16 protein-coding genes are annotated in these 16,735 nt (G+C 47.2%); 6 read left to right on the forward strand and 10 right to left on the reverse strand.

Features of this window, described 5'->3' with window-relative positions; genetic code table 11:
• Positions 1 to 6: 6 nt before the first annotated feature.
• Both AXF12_RS04475 and AXF12_RS04480 read left to right on the forward strand, forming a co-directional pair.
• Positions 7 to 3,129 carry a VIT domain-containing protein gene (locus tag AXF12_RS04475; protein ID WP_394336596.1) on the forward strand — a complete coding sequence of 1,041 codons (3,123 nt, stop codon included), beginning with the start codon at positions 7 to 9 and terminating at the stop codon, positions 3,127 to 3,129.
• Positions 3,130 to 3,318: 189 nt separating this feature from the next.
• The gene (locus AXF12_RS04480; RefSeq protein WP_066428678.1) at positions 3,319 to 4,827 is read left to right on the forward strand and encodes a collagen-like protein; all 1,509 of its coding nucleotides are present in this window, start codon (positions 3,319 to 3,321) and stop codon (positions 4,825 to 4,827) included.
• An 88-nt stretch (positions 4,828 to 4,915) separates the two neighbouring features.
• On the opposite strand, the gene AXF12_RS04485 is transcribed toward AXF12_RS04480, so the two are convergent.
• On the reverse strand, positions 4,916 to 5,662 hold the full coding sequence (locus AXF12_RS04485; RefSeq protein ID WP_066431779.1) for an ABC transporter ATP-binding protein: 747 nt from the start codon (positions 5,660 to 5,662) through the stop codon (positions 4,916 to 4,918).
• A gap of 104 nt (positions 5,663 to 5,766) precedes the next feature.
• On the opposite strand from AXF12_RS04485, the gene AXF12_RS04490 reads away from it, so the two are divergent.
• The 4 genes from AXF12_RS04490 (at position 5,767) to AXF12_RS04505 (ending at position 8,580) form a co-directional block, all read left to right on the forward strand.
• Positions 5,767 to 6,420: a TrmH family RNA methyltransferase gene (locus AXF12_RS04490; protein ID WP_066428680.1), complete on the forward strand. Its 654-nt coding sequence runs from the start codon at positions 5,767 to 5,769 to the stop codon at positions 6,418 to 6,420.
• Between the two features lie 51 nt (positions 6,421 to 6,471).
• Positions 6,472 to 7,740, forward strand: coding sequence for an ABC-2 transporter permease (locus AXF12_RS04495; RefSeq protein WP_066428682.1), 1,269 nt, complete (start codon positions 6,472 to 6,474; stop codon positions 7,738 to 7,740).
• A 157-nt stretch (positions 7,741 to 7,897) separates the two neighbouring features.
• The gene (locus AXF12_RS04500) at positions 7,898 to 8,242 is read left to right on the forward strand and encodes a hypothetical protein (protein WP_066428683.1); all 345 of its coding nucleotides are present in this window, start codon (positions 7,898 to 7,900) and stop codon (positions 8,240 to 8,242) included.
• A 131-nt stretch (positions 8,243 to 8,373) separates the two neighbouring features.
• Positions 8,374 to 8,580 (forward strand): hypothetical protein, encoded by a 207-nt coding sequence (locus tag AXF12_RS04505; protein ID WP_066428685.1) that lies wholly within the window; start codon positions 8,374 to 8,376, stop codon positions 8,578 to 8,580.
• Positions 8,581 to 8,719: 139 nt separating this feature from the next.
• On the opposite strand, the gene AXF12_RS04510 is transcribed toward AXF12_RS04505, so the two are convergent.
• The 9 genes from AXF12_RS04510 to metG form a co-directional block, all read right to left on the reverse strand.
• Positions 8,720 to 9,619 carry a DMT family transporter gene (locus tag AXF12_RS04510; RefSeq protein WP_066428686.1) on the reverse strand — a complete coding sequence of 300 codons (900 nt, stop codon included), beginning with the start codon at positions 9,617 to 9,619 and terminating at the stop codon, positions 8,720 to 8,722.
• Between the two features lie 3 nt (positions 9,620 to 9,622).
• Positions 9,623 to 10,009 (reverse strand): diacylglycerol kinase family protein, encoded by a 387-nt coding sequence (locus AXF12_RS04515; protein ID WP_066428687.1) that lies wholly within the window; start codon positions 10,007 to 10,009, stop codon positions 9,623 to 9,625.
• Between the two features lie 126 nt (positions 10,010 to 10,135).
• A complete protein-coding gene (locus AXF12_RS04520; RefSeq protein WP_066428688.1) occupies positions 10,136 to 10,834 on the reverse strand; it encodes a polyprenol monophosphomannose synthase in 699 nt (232 codons plus the stop codon).
• Between the two features lie 9 nt (positions 10,835 to 10,843).
• Complete coding sequence (locus tag AXF12_RS04525) at positions 10,844 to 11,356, reverse strand: hypothetical protein (RefSeq protein WP_143325011.1); 513 nt, start codon at positions 11,354 to 11,356, stop codon at positions 10,844 to 10,846.
• A 118-nt stretch (positions 11,357 to 11,474) separates the two neighbouring features.
• Positions 11,475 to 11,792 (reverse strand): hypothetical protein, encoded by a 318-nt coding sequence (locus AXF12_RS04530; protein ID WP_145955113.1) that lies wholly within the window; start codon positions 11,790 to 11,792, stop codon positions 11,475 to 11,477.
• A 99-nt stretch (positions 11,793 to 11,891) separates the two neighbouring features.
• Positions 11,892 to 13,154 (reverse strand): cysteate-C-fatty acyltransferase, encoded by a 1,263-nt coding sequence (locus tag AXF12_RS04535; protein ID WP_066428697.1) that lies wholly within the window; start codon positions 13,152 to 13,154, stop codon positions 11,892 to 11,894.
• 40 nt (positions 13,155 to 13,194) lie between these two features.
• Complete coding sequence (locus tag AXF12_RS04540) at positions 13,195 to 14,199, reverse strand: cysteate synthase (protein ID WP_066428698.1); 1,005 nt, start codon at positions 14,197 to 14,199, stop codon at positions 13,195 to 13,197.
• A gap of 170 nt (positions 14,200 to 14,369) precedes the next feature.
• Positions 14,370 to 14,558, reverse strand: coding sequence for a hypothetical protein (locus AXF12_RS04545; protein WP_066428700.1), 189 nt, complete (start codon positions 14,556 to 14,558; stop codon positions 14,370 to 14,372).
• Positions 14,559 to 14,603: 45 nt separating this feature from the next.
• A complete protein-coding gene (gene metG, locus AXF12_RS04550; protein WP_066431781.1) occupies positions 14,604 to 16,709 on the reverse strand; it encodes a methionine--tRNA ligase in 2,106 nt (701 codons plus the stop codon).
• Between the last annotated feature and the right edge of the window lie 26 nt (positions 16,710 to 16,735).

Consider the following 16,735-nt stretch of genomic DNA (forward strand, 5'->3'; position numbering starts at 1 on the left):
ACAATGATAAAGTTTCAGTATATTTTTCAGTGCGTGCTCGCCCTGCTTTGCTTTGGGGTGCAAGCACAAAAGTCTGTACTGCCTACCGTAAAGGTGCAGAACGAGACCAATGCCAAGCCGATGCAGCTCCAAGAGCTCTCGGTGGACATCCTCGTGATGGGGCAGACTGCCCTCACTACGCTGGATATGACCTTCTACAACCCCAACAGCCGTGTGATGGAAGGTGAGTTTGAGTTTCCTCTCTCTGACGGACAAGAAGTATCGCGCTTTGCCTTGGACATCAATGGCAAGCTGCGCGAGGGCGTAGTGGTGGATAAGGCTGAAGGACGCAAAGCCTTTGAGGAGATCGTCCGTCGTGGTGTAGACCCAGGGCTACTCGAGAAGACCGAGGGGAACAACTTTCGTGCGCGCGTCTACCCTATGCCTGCGCAAGGCTCACGCCGCATTGTTATCGCCTTTGAGCAAGAACTCGGCAGTAAAGACGGCGAGGATTACTACTTCCTGCCCATCGCTGAAGGAGTGCACTTAAAGAAGTTCAGCCTCCGCACCGAAGTGATCTCCCGCTTGGTAAAAGCCGACATCAAGAACTCACTTTCCCTTGACTTTAAGCAGTCGCGCAGCAGCCTCATCAGCGAAGTGAGCAAAACAGACTTCAAATTAGACAAGAATATCGCTCTACGCTTTCCCAAGGTAGAAAAGCCGCAGCTGCTCACCGCTACCGAAGGAGGAACGACCTACTTCTACGGCAATATCAGCCCCACCTCACAAAAGGTAGCTATCCGCCCCGTCCCTAAGCGCATTGGTATCCTTTGGGACAACTCCTCATCAGCACAACGCCGCGACCTAAAGAAGGAGTTTGCCTTGTTAGAGGCTTATTTTAAAGAGCTAAAGAACGTAAGCGTCGAGCTGACCACCTTCAACATACGCACCTCAACGCCCAAAATCTTTGAGGTGAAGGACGGCAATTGGGCAGCCCTCAAAGCCCATCTGGAAGCCCTCACTTATGATGGTGCTACCGATGGCAATGCGATGCAGTTCAACCCTAAGAACGACCAGACGCTGCTCTTCACCGATGCTATCTTTAACTTTGGTAGCAAGGAGTTCAACCTCTCAGAGGTAGTAAAAAGCCTTAAAAGCCCTGTGGATGTGGTCAATTCAAGCGTTATAGCTGCTACGGACAAGATGCGCTACCTGAGCGCCTCCACAGGCGGCAGCTTCGTCAATCTCGCTACTGAGGAAACCTCTGAAGCCGTCAAAGCCTTATTATCGCAGCCTTACCACTTCTTAGGATATACCGTAAAGAGCGGCAAAGTAGCCAATGTCTACCCCGAGAAAGGCGCCCCTGTAGCTGCGCACTTCACCTTTGCGGGTGAGCTCCTCACCGATGAGGCTACCTTAGTGCTCAGCTTTGGCTATAACCACAAAACCCTTGAAACGACAGAAGTAACGCTCAAAAAAGCAGCTCTTGAAGCCGAAAGTCCACAACTGAGGGCACTCTTACGTCGCGTATGGGCTGAGAAGAAAATAGCCCAGCTACGCCTTGAAGGTACCGATAGCAAGAAGATTGACGAGGTAGGGCGCGCTTATGGTATCGTTACTGAGGGCAACTCGCTCATCGTCTTAGAGACTGTGGAGGATTACCTCCGCTATAAGATCGTGCCTCCTGAAGAACTGCAAAAGGAGTACTATCACCGCCTCGACACGGAAAAGAAGAACAAAGAAGACCGCGAGAAAGAAGTCATCAAGCGTATCATTGGGCTATCAAACGAGCAAAGCAGTTGGTGGAATACTACCTTCCCTAAAGAAGGCAGCAAGCCGCAGAAGAAGGAAAATGAAGAGGAAAGAGTAGTAGAAGTAGCAATGATGCGAAGTTCAGAAGCCCATAGAGATAGCTCTCACAGCAATATAGCTGTGCGTGGCTCACGTAGCATCACTCCTGAGAGAGAAGAAGCAGCTGAATTATCCGAAGTCGTAGTAACGGGAAATGCCCCAAAGAGAGTGCAAGCAATGGTGGGTAGTGTCACAACAGCAAAGAAAAGCAACTCTTCAAAGAAAGTAAAAAGCAGAAGTAACCGCACACCAGCACCAGCAGTAGTTGAAGATATACAAGTGGTAGATAATGCAAACGTAGCAGATGATGAGGTCTCTGATTTTAACTACTACAGAGGAAATGTATACAAGGAAGAAACTTCCAACAAGGCAGGCAAAGTGGTAGTGAGAACTGCCTCAGGAGAAATACAGCTCAACGCCTACAATCCCGATACGCCTTACCTGAAAGTGATGGAATACGCCGAGGCAGACAAAGCCCTCGACACCTATCATCGCTTGAAAAAAGAGTATGGCAACACCCCTTCCTTCTACGTAGATGTAGCCGACTATTTCTTCAAGAAAGGCAATCGAGAGCAGGCAATATTGGTAATCTCCAACTTAGCCGAACTCGGCTTAGAGGACGCTCAACTGCTGCGCGTGCTGGGCTATAAACTCAGTGCCTACACCGCTAAGGCAGAGGCAGTGAACACCTTCCGCAAAGTGCTCAAAATACGTGAAGAAGAGCCACAGAGCTACCGCGACCTCGGCTTAGCCTTAGCTGATAACAAGCAGTACGACGAGGCAGTCAAAACGCTTTATGAGGTGGTAACCCACAATTGGGACAACCGCTTCTACGACGTGCAGCTGATCGTGATGAACGAAATCAACGACCTCATAATGCGCCACAAGGGTATCAATACCTCCTTTATTGATAAGGCTCTCCTGAAAAAAGAACCTGTCGATGTGCGAGTAGTGCTCACTTGGGATACTGACAACTCCGATATGGACTTATGGGTGTTCGACCCCGAAGGCGAGAAGTGCTACTACGGGCATCGCAACACCTACTTAGGTGGCAAGCTCAGCAACGACATCACCCGCGGCTACGGACCTGAGGAGTTTATGCTCAAGAAAGCCCCCAAAGGCAAATACAAAGTGAGCGTAAACTACTACGGCAACCACTCCCAAAAGCAACTGCTACCCGTCAGCCTACGCGTGACCTTCTTCACAGGCTACGGCACCCCTCAAGAGAAAAAACAAGAAGTAACCCTACGCCTATCCAACAACAAAGACGTGTACGAAGTAGGTATGTTCGAGTTTTAAATCACAAACGGATCTGTAACGGATCCACAACGGTTAAAAAGGCTGTGAACACACGCTCACAGCCTTTTTTAATCCCTTAGTGAAATGTTAAAAAAACATTTTTTTCAGCAAGTAGTGCTTTTATGTAAAATAAAATAACTACTTTTGCCGCGTTTTTTTAATAACCAATCATTAATATCAGTATTGTATATGAAAAAAAGATTTATTGTAGCAATCTTATGCTGCTTGGTTTTAGCACTCACACAGTGCACTAAAACCGAAGAAAAAATTGTAGAGAAAGAAGTACACGGAAGTGTCATCCTCTCAGGTAAAGGCGCCCCTACTGCCGCTCAAGGGCAGATAGGCGACTATTATTTAGACCTTACCACCGCCAAACTCTACGGCGCCAAAACTGCCGAAGGATGGGGTAACCCCGTACTCGACCTCAAAGGTATCCAAGGTGAAAAAGGAGACAAAGGCGATACAGGCGCCCAAGGATTACAAGGCGAAAAAGGTGACAAAGGAGACAATGGTAAAGACGGTACCAACGGCACCAATGGAAAAGATGGCAAAACCCCTAAAATCACCATCAGCGACGATGGCTATTGGGTAATTGATGGTCAAAAATCAAACCAAAAAGCCCAAGGTGAAAATGGTACTAACGGAACTAACGGGAAAGACGGCGCTCAAGGTCCTAAGGGCGACAAAGGCGACAACGGGAAAGATGGCGCTCAAGGTCCTAAGGGCGACAAAGGTGACAACGGAAAAGATGGTGTAACCCCTACTGTAGAAATAAAAGATGGCTTTTGGGTTATCAACGGCAAGACAACAGACATAAAAGCCCAAGGAGAGCGTGGAGAAAAAGGGGCTGATGGCAAACAAGGTGAAAAAGGCGCTCAGGGCGAAAAAGGGCTCAAAGGCGACCAAGGAATTCCTGGTAAAGACGGGTCAACCATCTACGCTGGCGAAGGCTTTCCTAAAAGCGATGTCGGTCGTCAGGGCGACTATTACATTGACACCGTAGCTAAGATCTTCTACGGACCTAAGAAAGCCTCAGGGTGGTCGGCTCAAAGCGCTATCTCACTCACTGCCAACACTATCACCACTGACGATTACGAGCTTTCAAGCGATGGCACTACCTTAGTGAAGTGGCTCAACCCCAACACCAAATATTTGGATATGAACAGTATCCCAGCCCTTAAAAACGTCACTAAGATAGAAGCAAATGCCTTTGCTGTCTTTGAAATACAAGGCACCTATCAACTTACATCAATTATTGTAGGTGATAAAGTGACAAGTATTGGGAATGCAGCATTCGACTCTTGCAAAAAGCTAAAAACAGTAGAGCTCCCCGACGGACTTACTACAATAGGAAACAGTACTTTCAACAACTGTTATCGTCTACAAAATATAGACCTCCCAGAGGGAATTACTACTATTGGTAGTGCTGCCTTTGCAAGTTGTATAAAACTCAATGCAATGGTATTTCCTCGCACCTTAAGGAAGATAGAAGTTCGTGCTTTCTTATACTGCATTAGCTTGCACAATGTAATATTCCAAGGAAGAGATACCCCTGAGATAAAGCCTACTACCTTTACTATAGAAGCCAAAGGTATCCCTACTACTTATATCAAGACAATCATTGTTCCAAAAGGATTAGAGGGTACTTATAAAGCTAAATTCCCAGAACCTTACAAAGATAAAATAACCTCTTTGTAACATAATGGTAATTCCTAAAAATAGTCAGCCCCAAGAGTTTATTACTCTTGGGGCTGACTATTTACCACTAATCACTAACCACTAATCATTAATCACCTCCCGCTAACTCTACAAATACAGCCTCTAAGTCGGTGCTTTTGTACTGCTCAATAAGCGCCTCTGGGCTCCCTTCAGCAATAAGACGCCCCCCGTTGAGGAAAGCTACCTTATGGCAGAAATCCTGAGCCTCCTGTAAATGATGTGAGGTATATAGTACCGACATTCCCTCACCGTTGAGTTCCTTTAAATAATTGATGATAATGCGCTTTGAGAGCACATCAACCCCCACCGTAGGTTCGTCCAAGAAAAGCACCTCTGGAGTGTGCAAGATGCCCGCCAACAAGTTCACACGCCGCTTCATACCACCCGAGAAAGTAGCGATCTTCCTATCGGCTACCTCCAAGAGCTGCACCCGAGCGAGCCCCTCATCGACCTTTTGTTTGAGGGCATTCCCTTTAAGAGCATAAAGACTTCCAAAATACAGCAAGTTCTCACGAGCCGTAAGAGTAGGATAAAGCGCATACTCCTGTGGCACAACCCCTATCTTATAGCGCAACTGCCCAGCTTGTGCCGCATAGGTAAGGCTGCAGATCGAAAAGCTGCCTTCAGTGGGGCGAATACTGCCAAAGAGAATAGACATCAGCGTGGTTTTCCCAGCCCCATTAGGACCTAATACACCGTAAACTTCACCCTTCTCAACTGTAAAACTGACGTCGGTAAGGGCGTATTCGCTGGCACCTTTGTACTGCTTACTCAGGTGTGATACTTCTATTGCGTGGGTATTTGTATTTGTCACTATTGTACCTTTTTTGGGCAAAAGTACGATAAAAAAGTTTATCTGAGCTATTTCATACGCAAAATATTCATACCTTTGCGCTTTCAACTGTAAATATCCATCTGATGAAGCAAGAGCTACTGACCTACTTAGAAGGGTTTATCACCGAAAGCCGTAAAGAGCGCTTTCTCGACGTCATATCGCGGCGCACGAACCATTTTACCTTGGCTATGGAGGACGTTTTCCAGATGCACAACACCAGTGCTGTGGTGCGTACTTGTGAGGTCTTCGGGGTGCAACAGGCACATATTGTTGAGGAGCGTTTTGGCAAGCGCTTGGACGCTAAGATTGCGATGGGCGCACAGAAGTGGGTCGATATTTTCAGGTATGAAGATACACAGAGTTGCTTGCAAAGCCTTCGCAGTAAGGGATATCAGATCGTTGCTACTTCGCCACACAAGGAGGCTTTCTCATTGGAGACCTTCGATATTAGCAAGAAGAGTGTTTTCTTTTTTGGCACGGAAAAGGATGGTCTTTCGCAAGAGGTACTCTCCACTGCCGATACCTTCCTGACCATCCCAATGGTAGGTTTTACCGAAAGCCTGAACATCTCAGTATCAGCGGCTATTATCTTGCAGCAACTCACCAGTAGGCTGCGCTCTTCACAAGTAGATTGGAGACTATCAGAAGAGGAAAAGACCGATATCCTCATCGCGTGGATGAAGAAATCAATCCGTAATATTGACTACATAATGCAGCGGTATAAAGGAGCTTCCTAAAATAAAAACGCTCCTTTAATCACTGCCCCTAATCACTAACCCCTAACCCCTATGTTTCAATCTATTAAAAAAGAATTTTTACTCCTTACCCGCGACCTTGGTGCGCTGGTAATTCTCTTTCTGATGCCACTGCTCTTGGTGATTACCATCACCCTTTTACAGGACGCTGCCTTTAAGAATATCACTGAACAAAAGGTAGCCATAGCCCTTGTGGATAACGACAAGGGCGACATCGCTGCACATATCAAAAAACAGATCCGCGAGAGCCATTTCTTTGCCCTTACCACTGAGGAGAACGGCGTGCCCCTTACGGAAGAGTGCGCTCGCAAACGCGTGTTAGAAGGCAAATACCTAATGGCTATCACCCTACCCGAGGCACTTTCTAAAGACCTTCACCAACGCGTGTCACACAATGTAGAGAGCATCATTAGCACTTTTATGGAGAAAAGCACCACCGCTACCACCACCCCCACAGCGTATACCTCGAAGGAAGTGCGCATCTACTTTGACCCTACAGTGCAAACCTCCTTCAAGGAGAACATCAAGAGCAACATCAGCAAGATGATGTACGAGATAGAAAACGAGTTTATCTACCAAGCCTTTCAGCAGCAGCTTGAGGGCAATATCGAGCTGCCTGCCACCAAGTCACTTGTTGATTTTAAGGAAATCAACCCTCAAAGTCCCGAGCAAGTGCTCTTGCCCAACTCTACCCAGCACAACGTCCCCGCGTGGACGCTCTTTGCTATCTTCTTCATCACTATACCCCTCTCGGCGAGCATCGTCAAGGAAAAGACCTCAGGCACAGGCTTGCGGCTCTTCACCTCACCGCTGAGCTATGGCGCATTGCTCACTGCAAAAATCATCGTATTCCTGTGCATCAGTCTGCTGCAATTCGCGCTAATGGTGCTCATCGGCATATACGTATTCCCGCTCATCGGTTTGCCTGCCTTAGACTGCTCAGGGCGATGGCTATCGCTCATCCTCGTAGCACTCTCCAGCGGACTATCAGCCATAGGCGTGGGGGTGCTCTTAGGCACTTTGGCAAGGACACAGGAGCAATCAGCACCACTGGGGGCAACCCTAACAGTGCTGCTAGCAGCCATCGGAGGGGTCTGGATACCCACCTTTGCAATGCCCTCACTGATGCAGCACCTCGCCCACCTCTCACCGATGAATTGGGCACTACAAGCCTTCTACGACGTGCTACTGCGCAACGCCTCGCTAAGTGCACTCCTACCCAAAATTGCTCTATTAATAGGCTTCTTTGCCTTATGTATGCTTATATCTGTTTATTATGAAAATAGAAAGAGAAACGTATAAAACTTCAGTGCTGAATGCTAATTTCTTATATTCTTTATAGTAATGTTTATACATTAAAAATCAGTATTTTATCCTTAGATAAGGGTAATAAGGGTAAATTTAAATTACTATTATAGTCTGCTAATTATAAAAAAACTATTACCTTTGCAGCAAATAATTGTTTAACAAGTTTTTTAGCACAGCTCTTATAACTGTTATCGGATTGGCTGGCTACACGGTCAGCGCACAAGAAGGTGCTGTAATGGCACAGGAACCTATCCCTACATATAAACCTCTGGGAATTACTGTGAAAGCTGGGTTGAATATCAATACTTCAGATATTTCCAGTGGAGGGTCTCTGGTTAATTACCATATCGGGGCACTGTATGAGCTCAGAGCAGGTAAGCGTCTTGGTATTGAGCCAGGGCTTTTCTTCGACTCGCGAGGTACAAAGCGCAATGCTGGTAATGTAAGTGGTAATGCTATTATTAGTACTAATTCCCCCTGCAGTACCTCAGTTTGAGAATACTATTTACGGGCTTAATATTCCTGTAACGGCTAAATTCTTTATCATCAATAAAGAGCATACAAAATGGTTTCTCAACACCAGGTCCTTATCTCTTTATTGCTTTTAAATCGAAATATGAAGGTGCAGTGAACATAAAGGAAGGAAGTGGATACCAGCAAGTTATCACAAAAGATACGTATAAATTGGGTGAAGATGTTGATAGAACTCATATTGGTTTGGTTTTTGCTACAGGGATTGAGCTAAACCAATTTGTATTTAGTTTTGGCTATGATGTAGGTTTGAGCGGTATTGGTCCAAAGTTAAACACAGGTACTGTTGAAAGGCTCATTTAACCGATAAACTTACTTTTAGTGCATTTAAGATAAGTTTAGGCTATAAACTAAATACACGAAATAAGCTATTAAAAAAAGTCCCTATACATTATTGGTATAGGGACTTTTTTAGTTGTCATTACTCTTTGCTCTCTGCTCTTTACTCATTATTAACGCCCGTGCGGCTCGCACTTCTTTGGTAAATATCAATTACCACGGCAATGGCAATGAGTACCACCCCTATGATAAGGTTGTAGGTCAGTTCCTCTTGGTGATATACCCAGATGCTAATAGCCACCGCTACTAAGGGTTCCATTACCCCGATGATGCTGGTGGGGGTAGAGCCAATCTGCCATATCGCATAGACGAGCGTAACGAGCGAAAGCAAGGTAGTGATAAGAGAAAAGCCCGTGAGCAGCAGCGAGGTATAAGCATCTGGAATGACGAGTGTATGCCCTGTAATATAGACTTTTACCACGAAGTATACCGCCGAGAATAGGGTAGAGTAAAACGATACTTTAATGCCTGAGGCAGAGAGTTTGCCCTTCTGTACGATGAGCATATAGAGTGCGTAGACTAATGCTCCGAGTAGCGAAACGAATGCCCCGAGGTAATTGATAGAGAGGCTATGGATATCCTTTACACTGAGGAAGAAGACACCGATAAGCACCATCACTAAGGCGAGGAGTGTAGAGGCGGTAAGGCGTTCGCCAAAGAAGAGTGCCAGCCCCAAAGCCACAATCAGCGGGTACATAAAGAAGATAGTAGAGGCAATGCCTGGCGTCAGTAGGTCGTAGGCGATGAAGAGAAACTCTGCCGAGAGGGCATAGAGTATCCCGAGGACTACAAAGAGTAGCCCCTCACGCAAACTAAAGCGTAGGCTTTCTTTTTTATAGATGAGGTAGCCGCCCAAGCACACCGCACTGATGATAAAGCGGTAGAAGAGTGCCACATCCACCGAGAAGCCTTCTTGCTTTATGGGGATCATAAAGAGAGGAATCATCCCGTAGGTTACGGCTGAGATGAAGGCGGCAATATAGCCTTTAACTAACTCTCTCATAGCTTAGTAGTACTGCATCAGGTATTGAATGTAGTGGGTGATATAAGGGAAGTAAATTACCGAGAGCACCACCGTAACAGGGATAACAGCAAAGCCCACAGAGCCTGCTGCAATGTCCTTGATGACGCCTATCATCTTGTGGTGGTCGGGGTGGATGAAGTCGCAAATCTTCTCCACAGCGGTGTTTAAGCCCTCCACGGAGAGCACCAGCCCAATGCAGAGCAGTTGCACGATCCATTCGTAGGTAGTGATATGGAAGAAGAAGCCCAAGACAATCCATATAACCGACGCAGTGATATGCACCAGCACAGGCGGCTCCTTGATGAGGTAAAAGATACCTTTACTTACGTATTTTAAGCTTTTTAGTCTTTTGTTTATAAAGTCTTTCATTCTTTGATCAGCTTTCAGCTTTCAGCTTTCGGCTTTCAGATAGTATCTAAAAGCGAGATGCTAATAACAAAAAGCGGTTGTTTTATTACTTATTATTCAATACAGCTGTCTGACACCTGAAAGCTGTCAGCTGAAAGCTATCCGTATTACCCCCCACATCGCCTCCTTGATGATGCTGCCGTTCATTTTTGACTTACCTCTGATCCTATCTGTAAATACAATAGGCACTTCGGTGATCTTAAAATGCTTTTTGTAAGCGCGATATTTCATTTCTATCTGAAAGGCATAGCCCACAAAGCGGATACTGTTGAGGTCAATCTCCTCCAATACGCGCCGCTTGTAGCAAACGAAGCCCGCGGTAGGGTCTTGTATGCGCATACCTGTGATAATTCGCACATACATTGAGGCACCGTAGGAGAGGAGTATACGCCGCAGTGGCCAGTTTACCACGTTCACCCCCTTGATATAGCGCGAGCCGATAGCCACATCACTGCCACTGACCTTGCACTCCTCATAAAGGCGCAAGAGGTCAGCAGGGTTGTGCGAGAAGTCAGCGTCCATTTCACAGATATATTCATAATTGCGGGTGAGTGCCCACTGAAAACCGTGGACATAAGCCGTCCCTAATCCTTTCTTCTCCGTACGCACCTCTAAGTGCAACCGCTCGTTATAAATCGGTATCAGCTCCTGCACCTTTGCCGCCGTGCCGTCAGGAGAGTTGTCGTCTACTATCAATACCGAAAACTCAGGCGACTGCCCCAGCACTGCCCGTATGATAGCCTCAATGTTTTCTATCTCGTTATATGTCGGAATGATAACTAACAATCTTTTCTATTATAAGAAAGTACCTATCACGGGTAATTGAATACTCACGCCAATAGTAGGTCCTTCAAATAAAGCTCCCTCTCTCAAGCGGAAACTATAACCTGCCATTGCATTGACTACCCCAAATATGGATAGCCCTATCTTGGGGTGTAGCCTATGGGGCGTTATGGCAATACTTGCTGCACCTGTCATAAGGAAATGCAAATGAGCACCTATCTCAGGCTCCACCTGAAAGCCACGACTATCGTTTAGCAATTGCACCCCGCCAAATACTACTAAGCCGCTGAATGGGGTCCCCATTCCATAGCCTACACTTACACCTGCTATGTGCTTGTTTTCACGGAGGGCATAGTCATAGCTCGCGCGTACTGCACCCCAATTGCGAGGAGTGTTATTGAATACGCAGGCATCGTGCATTCTTGGCATATACAGCAAGGAGTCTCGCTCTTGTGCAAAAGCGGTATCAAAGAAGAAGCACACAATGCATATTGTGCAGGCTATATAGCTTAGTTTATATGGCATAAGGTTCTTATAATTTCTTTCTTTTGTATATCGGTATCTGAGCACCGATGCACACACTATGTCCTGCTAACATTCCTCCTTCGCGAAAAGGTATCCCATACTGATAGCTGAGCGAGAGTCAACCGATAAGGCTAACCCCAGCTTTGAGTTGCACCGTATGTGGGGAGATAGAAGCACCCGCTCCTAATAGAAAAACTACGGCTTCTATCCCTACCTCAGGTTCAGCTTGCCAGCCGTGCGTATCGCGGTACAGACTTACATCTGCAAAATACGTCAGCGACTGATAAGCTGGGCTATTGAACAACCCTATACCTACTTTTGCACTGTGTATTTGCTTTGTGTAGCTATACCCAAATCGCCCTGAGATATATTTATCTTCACTATAATAATTAGATTGCCCCCACGAGAAGCTACCCCACAACAAAGCAGAGCACAAAAATAATATGTATGAAATATAATACGTAGTGTTAGCTTTCAATAGTCAGCTTTCAGTTCTGCCCTCTGCCCTCTAAAATAATTGCCTGTGTGGCTTGCACTACATATCGCCCATTTCCTTTGCCAACTCAGCATTCTGCGCGCGGTATACCCCACCTTCGAGCTTGCTGCGGATTGCTGAAAACGCCTCCAAAGTGCGTGCAATGTCTTCCTTAGTGTGCGATGCGGTAGGTATCACCCTCAGGAGTATCATTCCCTTCGGAATCACAGGATATACCACAATCGAGAGGAATATACCATAGTTTTCACGCAGGTCGTTTACCATAGCCATCGCCTCTGGGATACTACCGTGGAGATACACAGGGGTTACGCAAGTGTTAGTGGTACCGATGTTAAAGCCGCGCTCCTTCAAGCCGTTTTGCAAGGTGTGTACATTGTCCCACAGCTTCTTTTGTAGCTCAGGCATTTGCTCCATCATATCGAGGCGTTTCATTGTGCCTTTTACGTAAATCATCGGCAACGATTTGGCGAACATCTGCGAGCGGAGATTGTATTTCAAATAGTCAATCACCTTAGGATCGCCTGCTAAGAACGCCCCAATGCCTGCCATACTCTTGGCAAAAGTAGAGAAATACACATCAATACCATCTTGCACACCTTGGTGCACTCCCGTGCCTTCCCCATGCGGACCCAAAGTACCAAAACCGTGTGCATCGTCTACCAAAAGGCGGAACTGGTATTTCTTCTTCAGCTCCACAATCTCTTTGAGCTTGCCCTGCTCACCACGCATACCGAATACCCCCTCAGTGATAACGAGGATACCACCACCATTGGCCTCAGCGAGTTTTGTAGCGCGTTGCAGGTTCTTCTCTAAGCTCTCTACATCGTTGTGCTGATAGGTATAACGCTTGCCAAAGTGCAGGCGTACCCCATCGATAATACAAGCGTGAGAGTCCACATCGTAAACAATCACATCATTCTTCGTTACTAAGGCATCAATGGTAGATACCATCCCTTGGTACCCAAAGTTAAGCACGTAAGCCGCTTCTTTCTGCACGAACTTTGCCAAGCGCGCCTCAAGCTTCTCGTGTTCGGTAGTGTGCCCGCTCATCATACGCGCCCCCATAGGGTAAGCCGCCCCATACTCCGCAGCCGCCTCAGCATCAGCCTTGCGCACCTCAGGGTGATTCGCCAAACCGAGATAGTCGTTAAGGCTCCAATTCAGCACCTCTTTCCCTTGAAACTTCATATGAGGACCCAATTCGCCCTCTAATTTAGGAAATACATAATACCCTTCGGCGTGCTCAGACCAACGCCCTATACTGCCTTTATTCGCATAAATATGCTCAAATAAGTCCTTCATATTTCTTTATTTAATTTATTTTTATCTGTTAAATTCACTACTACTCAATAAACCCATTCTCCCGCATCCACTTATCGCTGTAAATCTTATTCATATACCGCGAACCGTGGTCGGGCAGGAGGACTACCACTACGCTCTGCTCATCAAACTTGCCCATTGCCGCATACTGCCTTACCGCCTGCATCGCCGCCCCGCTGGTGTAGCCCATAAAGAGCCCTTCTGTGCGGGTAAGTTCGCGTGCCATTAAGGCGGCGTCCTTGTCGGTAACCTTTACAAACTCATCGATGACGTCAAAGTAGGTCGCTGAGGGAATCAGGTTCTTGCCCATACCCTCAATCTTATACGAATACACCTCTGCTGGGTCGAACTTCCCCGTATCGTGATACGCCTTAATCGCCGACCCAAACGCATCTACCCCAAGCACTTGCACTTTTGGGTTCTGCTCTTTCAGATACTTACCAATACCCGATATAGTCCCTCCCGTACCGCTACACACCACCACGTGCGTAACCTGACCGTGGGTCTGCTCCCATATCTCGCGCCCTGTGGTCAGGTAGTGCGCCTGCGGATTGAGGTCGTTGAAATACTGATTGATATACACCGCGTTAGGTGTCTCACGAGCAATGCGCTTCGCTACCTCATAGTACGAACGTGGATCGTCAGGCGGCACTGCGGCAGGACACAAATGCACCTCAGCCCCCAACGCCTGCAACATCTCCACCTTGTCGTGTGAGGACTTATCGCTAATGGCGATGATGCACTTATAGCCCTTCAGTGCCCCAATCATCGCGAGGCTAAAACCCGTATTGCCCGAGCTGGTTTCCACAATGGTGCTACCCTCTTTGAGCGTGCCGTCCTTTTCTGCCTGCTCAATGATATAGCGAGCGATGCGGTCTTTTGACGATTGCCCCGCGTTAAACGCCTCAATCTTAGCAAAATACTGTCCTTTGAGTCCCTTTACTATCTTATGCAGCTCCAAGAGCGGCGTATTGCCAATCAGCTCCGTGAGGCTGCTATGTACATTTCGTGATCTATCTATTTGCATTTCAATAACCTTTTGTTTTCAAACCGCAAAGATACAACTTTTTAATGAATAATGAATAATGAATAGTGTATAATTTTGCAGTTGTATTGATTTTTTATTGTAAGTTGTTGATAAATAATTGTTAAAAGTCAAGCGTCAGAGGGTAGTAATACGCTCTGACGCTTGATTTCTCATTTTTCTTCTTTCTTGCTTTTCTTCTTTTCGTAGAGGATGCAAGCTGTTGTGACTACCGCTACAACCACTCCCGAGACCATCAAATTGCGGTCGAGGGGGAGGTGTAACGGCGAGAGTGCACCTACGATAAATACTACGGAGCCTACAAATAAACCCGCTCCAAAGGCTGTGTATAGTTTTTTCATTACTAATTAGGGGTTAGTGATTAGGAGTTAGTTCTGCACTGAAAGCTATTTTACTTCCGTACCGTTCTTTACGCCCTCAGCATCGGGGGCGATAAAACGGTATTTACCCTCAGAGTTCTCCACCATCAGTATCATCCCTTGGCTCTCTACCCCGCGCAGCTTGCGAGGAGCGAGATTGGCAAGCACTGTTACGCGTTTGCCCACAATCTCCTGTGGGTCAAAGCTCTGGGCAATGCCCGAGACGATAGTACGCTCATCGATGCCTGTATCCACCCTCAGCACTAATAGCTTGTCCGCCTTAGGCATCTTCTCCGCTGAGAGTATCGTACCTATGCGAATATCCATCTTCTCAAAATCCTCATAAGTGATCAGCGGCTTCTGTGGGGCTACCCCTGCCGACTGCTCAGCGGCATTGGCTACTTTGGTTGCCTCTAAACGCTGTAATTGTCGCTCAATAGCCTCGTCTTCTATCTTTTGGAAGAGCAGCGTAGCCTCGCCAATAGTGTGCCCCGCTGGTAGCAGAGCATCGTTCTTAGATGTATCCTTCACTGCCTCCCATAGCTTTTGCGCACCTTCTATCTCTTTTTCTGATTTGCTATTTTCCTCTTTTCCTAACCTCAGCGTTGTGCGCAGTTTGGCAGCCGTAAATGGCAAGAAAGGCTCACTTGTGATTGCCAATGCCGCTGCGATTTGCAGGGCAACGTTCATCACGGTTTGCACGCGTTCGGGGTCGGTCTTTACCACCTTCCAAGGCTCTTCATCGGCGAGGTACTTATTGCCCAAGCGCGCGATGTTCATCAGCTCTTGCTGTGCCTCACGGAAGCGGTAATGCTCTATGGAGTATTCTATTTTATTTACTAACTCAGCCAATTCCGTAGACACCGCCTTATCAGCATCAGTGAGCACCCCAGCCGCAGGCACTACACCCCCGTAATACTTATGGGTGAGCACCACCACGCGGTTGATAAAGTTCCCAAAGATAGCTACCAGCTCATTGTTGTTGCGCGCCTGAAAATCCTTCCACGTAAAGTCGTTGTCCTTGCTCTCAGGGGCATTGGCAGTGAGCACATAGCGCAATACGTCCTGCTGCTCAGGAAAGTCCTGCAAATACTCGTGCAGCCATACTGCCCAATTCTTCGAAGTGGAGAGCTTATTGCCCTCCAAGTTCAAAAACTCATTGGCAGGCACGTTTGTTGGGAGGATATACGAGCCTTCTGCCTTGAGCATAGCAGGGAAGATAATACAGTGGAAAACGATGTTGTCCTTACCAATAAAATGCACTAATTCAGTGTCTTTATCCTTCCAATAGGGCTCCCAATCCTTGCCCTCACGCGCTGCCCACTCTTTGGTGGAGGAGATATAGCCAATGGGGGCATCAAACCACACGTAGAGCACCTTGCCCTCTGCGCCTTCCACAGGCACAGGGATACCCCAATCGAGGTCGCGGGTAACGGCACGCGGCTTGAGCTCATCGTCGAGCCAACTTTTCACCTGTCCATACACATTGGGCTTCCAATCCTTCTTATGCCCTTCGAGTACCCACTCTTCAAGGAATTGCTGGTATCTATTCAGGGGTAAAAACCAATGCTTCGTTTGCCTGAGTACGGGCTTAGAGCCTGTGATAGTCGAGCGTGGGTCGATGAGGTCGGTAGCGTTGAGCGACGAGCCACACTTCTCGCATTGGTCGCCGTAAGCCTCGTGGTTGCCGCATTTGGGACAAGTGCCCGTAACGAAGCGGTCGGCGAGGAATTGGTGTGCCTCCTCGTCGTAGAGCTGTTCCGAAACCTCCTCAATGAAGTCGCCCTGCTCATAGAGTTTGCGAAAGAACTCAGAGGCAGTGGCATAGTGGATAGGTGCCGAAGTGCGCGAATAGTTATCGAAGGAGATGCCGAAATCTTCAAACGACTGCTTGATGATCGTGTGGTACTTATCGATAATCGCCTGCGGGGTAGTACCCTCCTTCTTCGCTTTGATGGAGATGGCTACCCCGTGTTCGTCGCTACCGCAGATGAAGGCTACATCGTTGCCCTTCAGACGCTCGTAGCGTGCAAAAATATCGGCAGGCACATATACGCCCGCCAAGTGCCCGATGTGTATCGGACCGTTGGTGTACGGCAAAGCCGCGGTAATGGTATATCTTTTCTTTGTCATATTCATTAGTGGTCAGGTGCGAGCCG

This window comes from Capnocytophaga haemolytica (genome assembly GCF_001553545.1).
GTDB lineage: Bacteria > Bacteroidota > Bacteroidia > Flavobacteriales > Flavobacteriaceae > Capnocytophaga > Capnocytophaga haemolytica.

Bases quoted from the DNA above. Each gene is read 5' to 3' on its own strand.
- AXF12_RS04540 (WP_066428698.1), bottom strand. From the start codon at position 14,199: ATGCAAATAGATAGATCACGAAATGTACATAGCAGCCTCACGGAGCTG.
- metG (WP_066431781.1), bottom strand. From the start codon at position 16,709: ATGACAAAGAAAAGATATACCATTACCGCGGCTTTGCCGTACACCAAC.
- AXF12_RS04480 (WP_066428678.1), top strand. From the start codon at position 3,319: ATGAAAAAAAGATTTATTGTAGCAATCTTATGCTGCTTGGTTTTAGCA.
- AXF12_RS04490 (WP_066428680.1), top strand. From the start codon at position 5,767: ATGAAGCAAGAGCTACTGACCTACTTAGAAGGGTTTATCACCGAAAGC.
- AXF12_RS04515 (WP_066428687.1), bottom strand. From the start codon at position 10,009: ATGAAAGACTTTATAAACAAAAGACTAAAAAGCTTAAAATACGTAAGT.
- AXF12_RS04545 (WP_066428700.1), bottom strand. From the start codon at position 14,558: ATGAAAAAACTATACACAGCCTTTGGAGCGGGTTTATTTGTAGGCTCC.
- AXF12_RS04510 (WP_066428686.1), bottom strand. From the start codon at position 9,619: ATGAGAGAGTTAGTTAAAGGCTATATTGCCGCCTTCATCTCAGCCGTA.
- AXF12_RS04495 (WP_066428682.1), top strand. From the start codon at position 6,472: ATGTTTCAATCTATTAAAAAAGAATTTTTACTCCTTACCCGCGACCTT.
- AXF12_RS04525 (WP_143325011.1), bottom strand. From the start codon at position 11,356: ATGCCATATAAACTAAGCTATATAGCCTGCACAATATGCATTGTGTGC.
- AXF12_RS04535 (WP_066428697.1), bottom strand. From the start codon at position 13,154: ATGAAGGACTTATTTGAGCATATTTATGCGAATAAAGGCAGTATAGGG.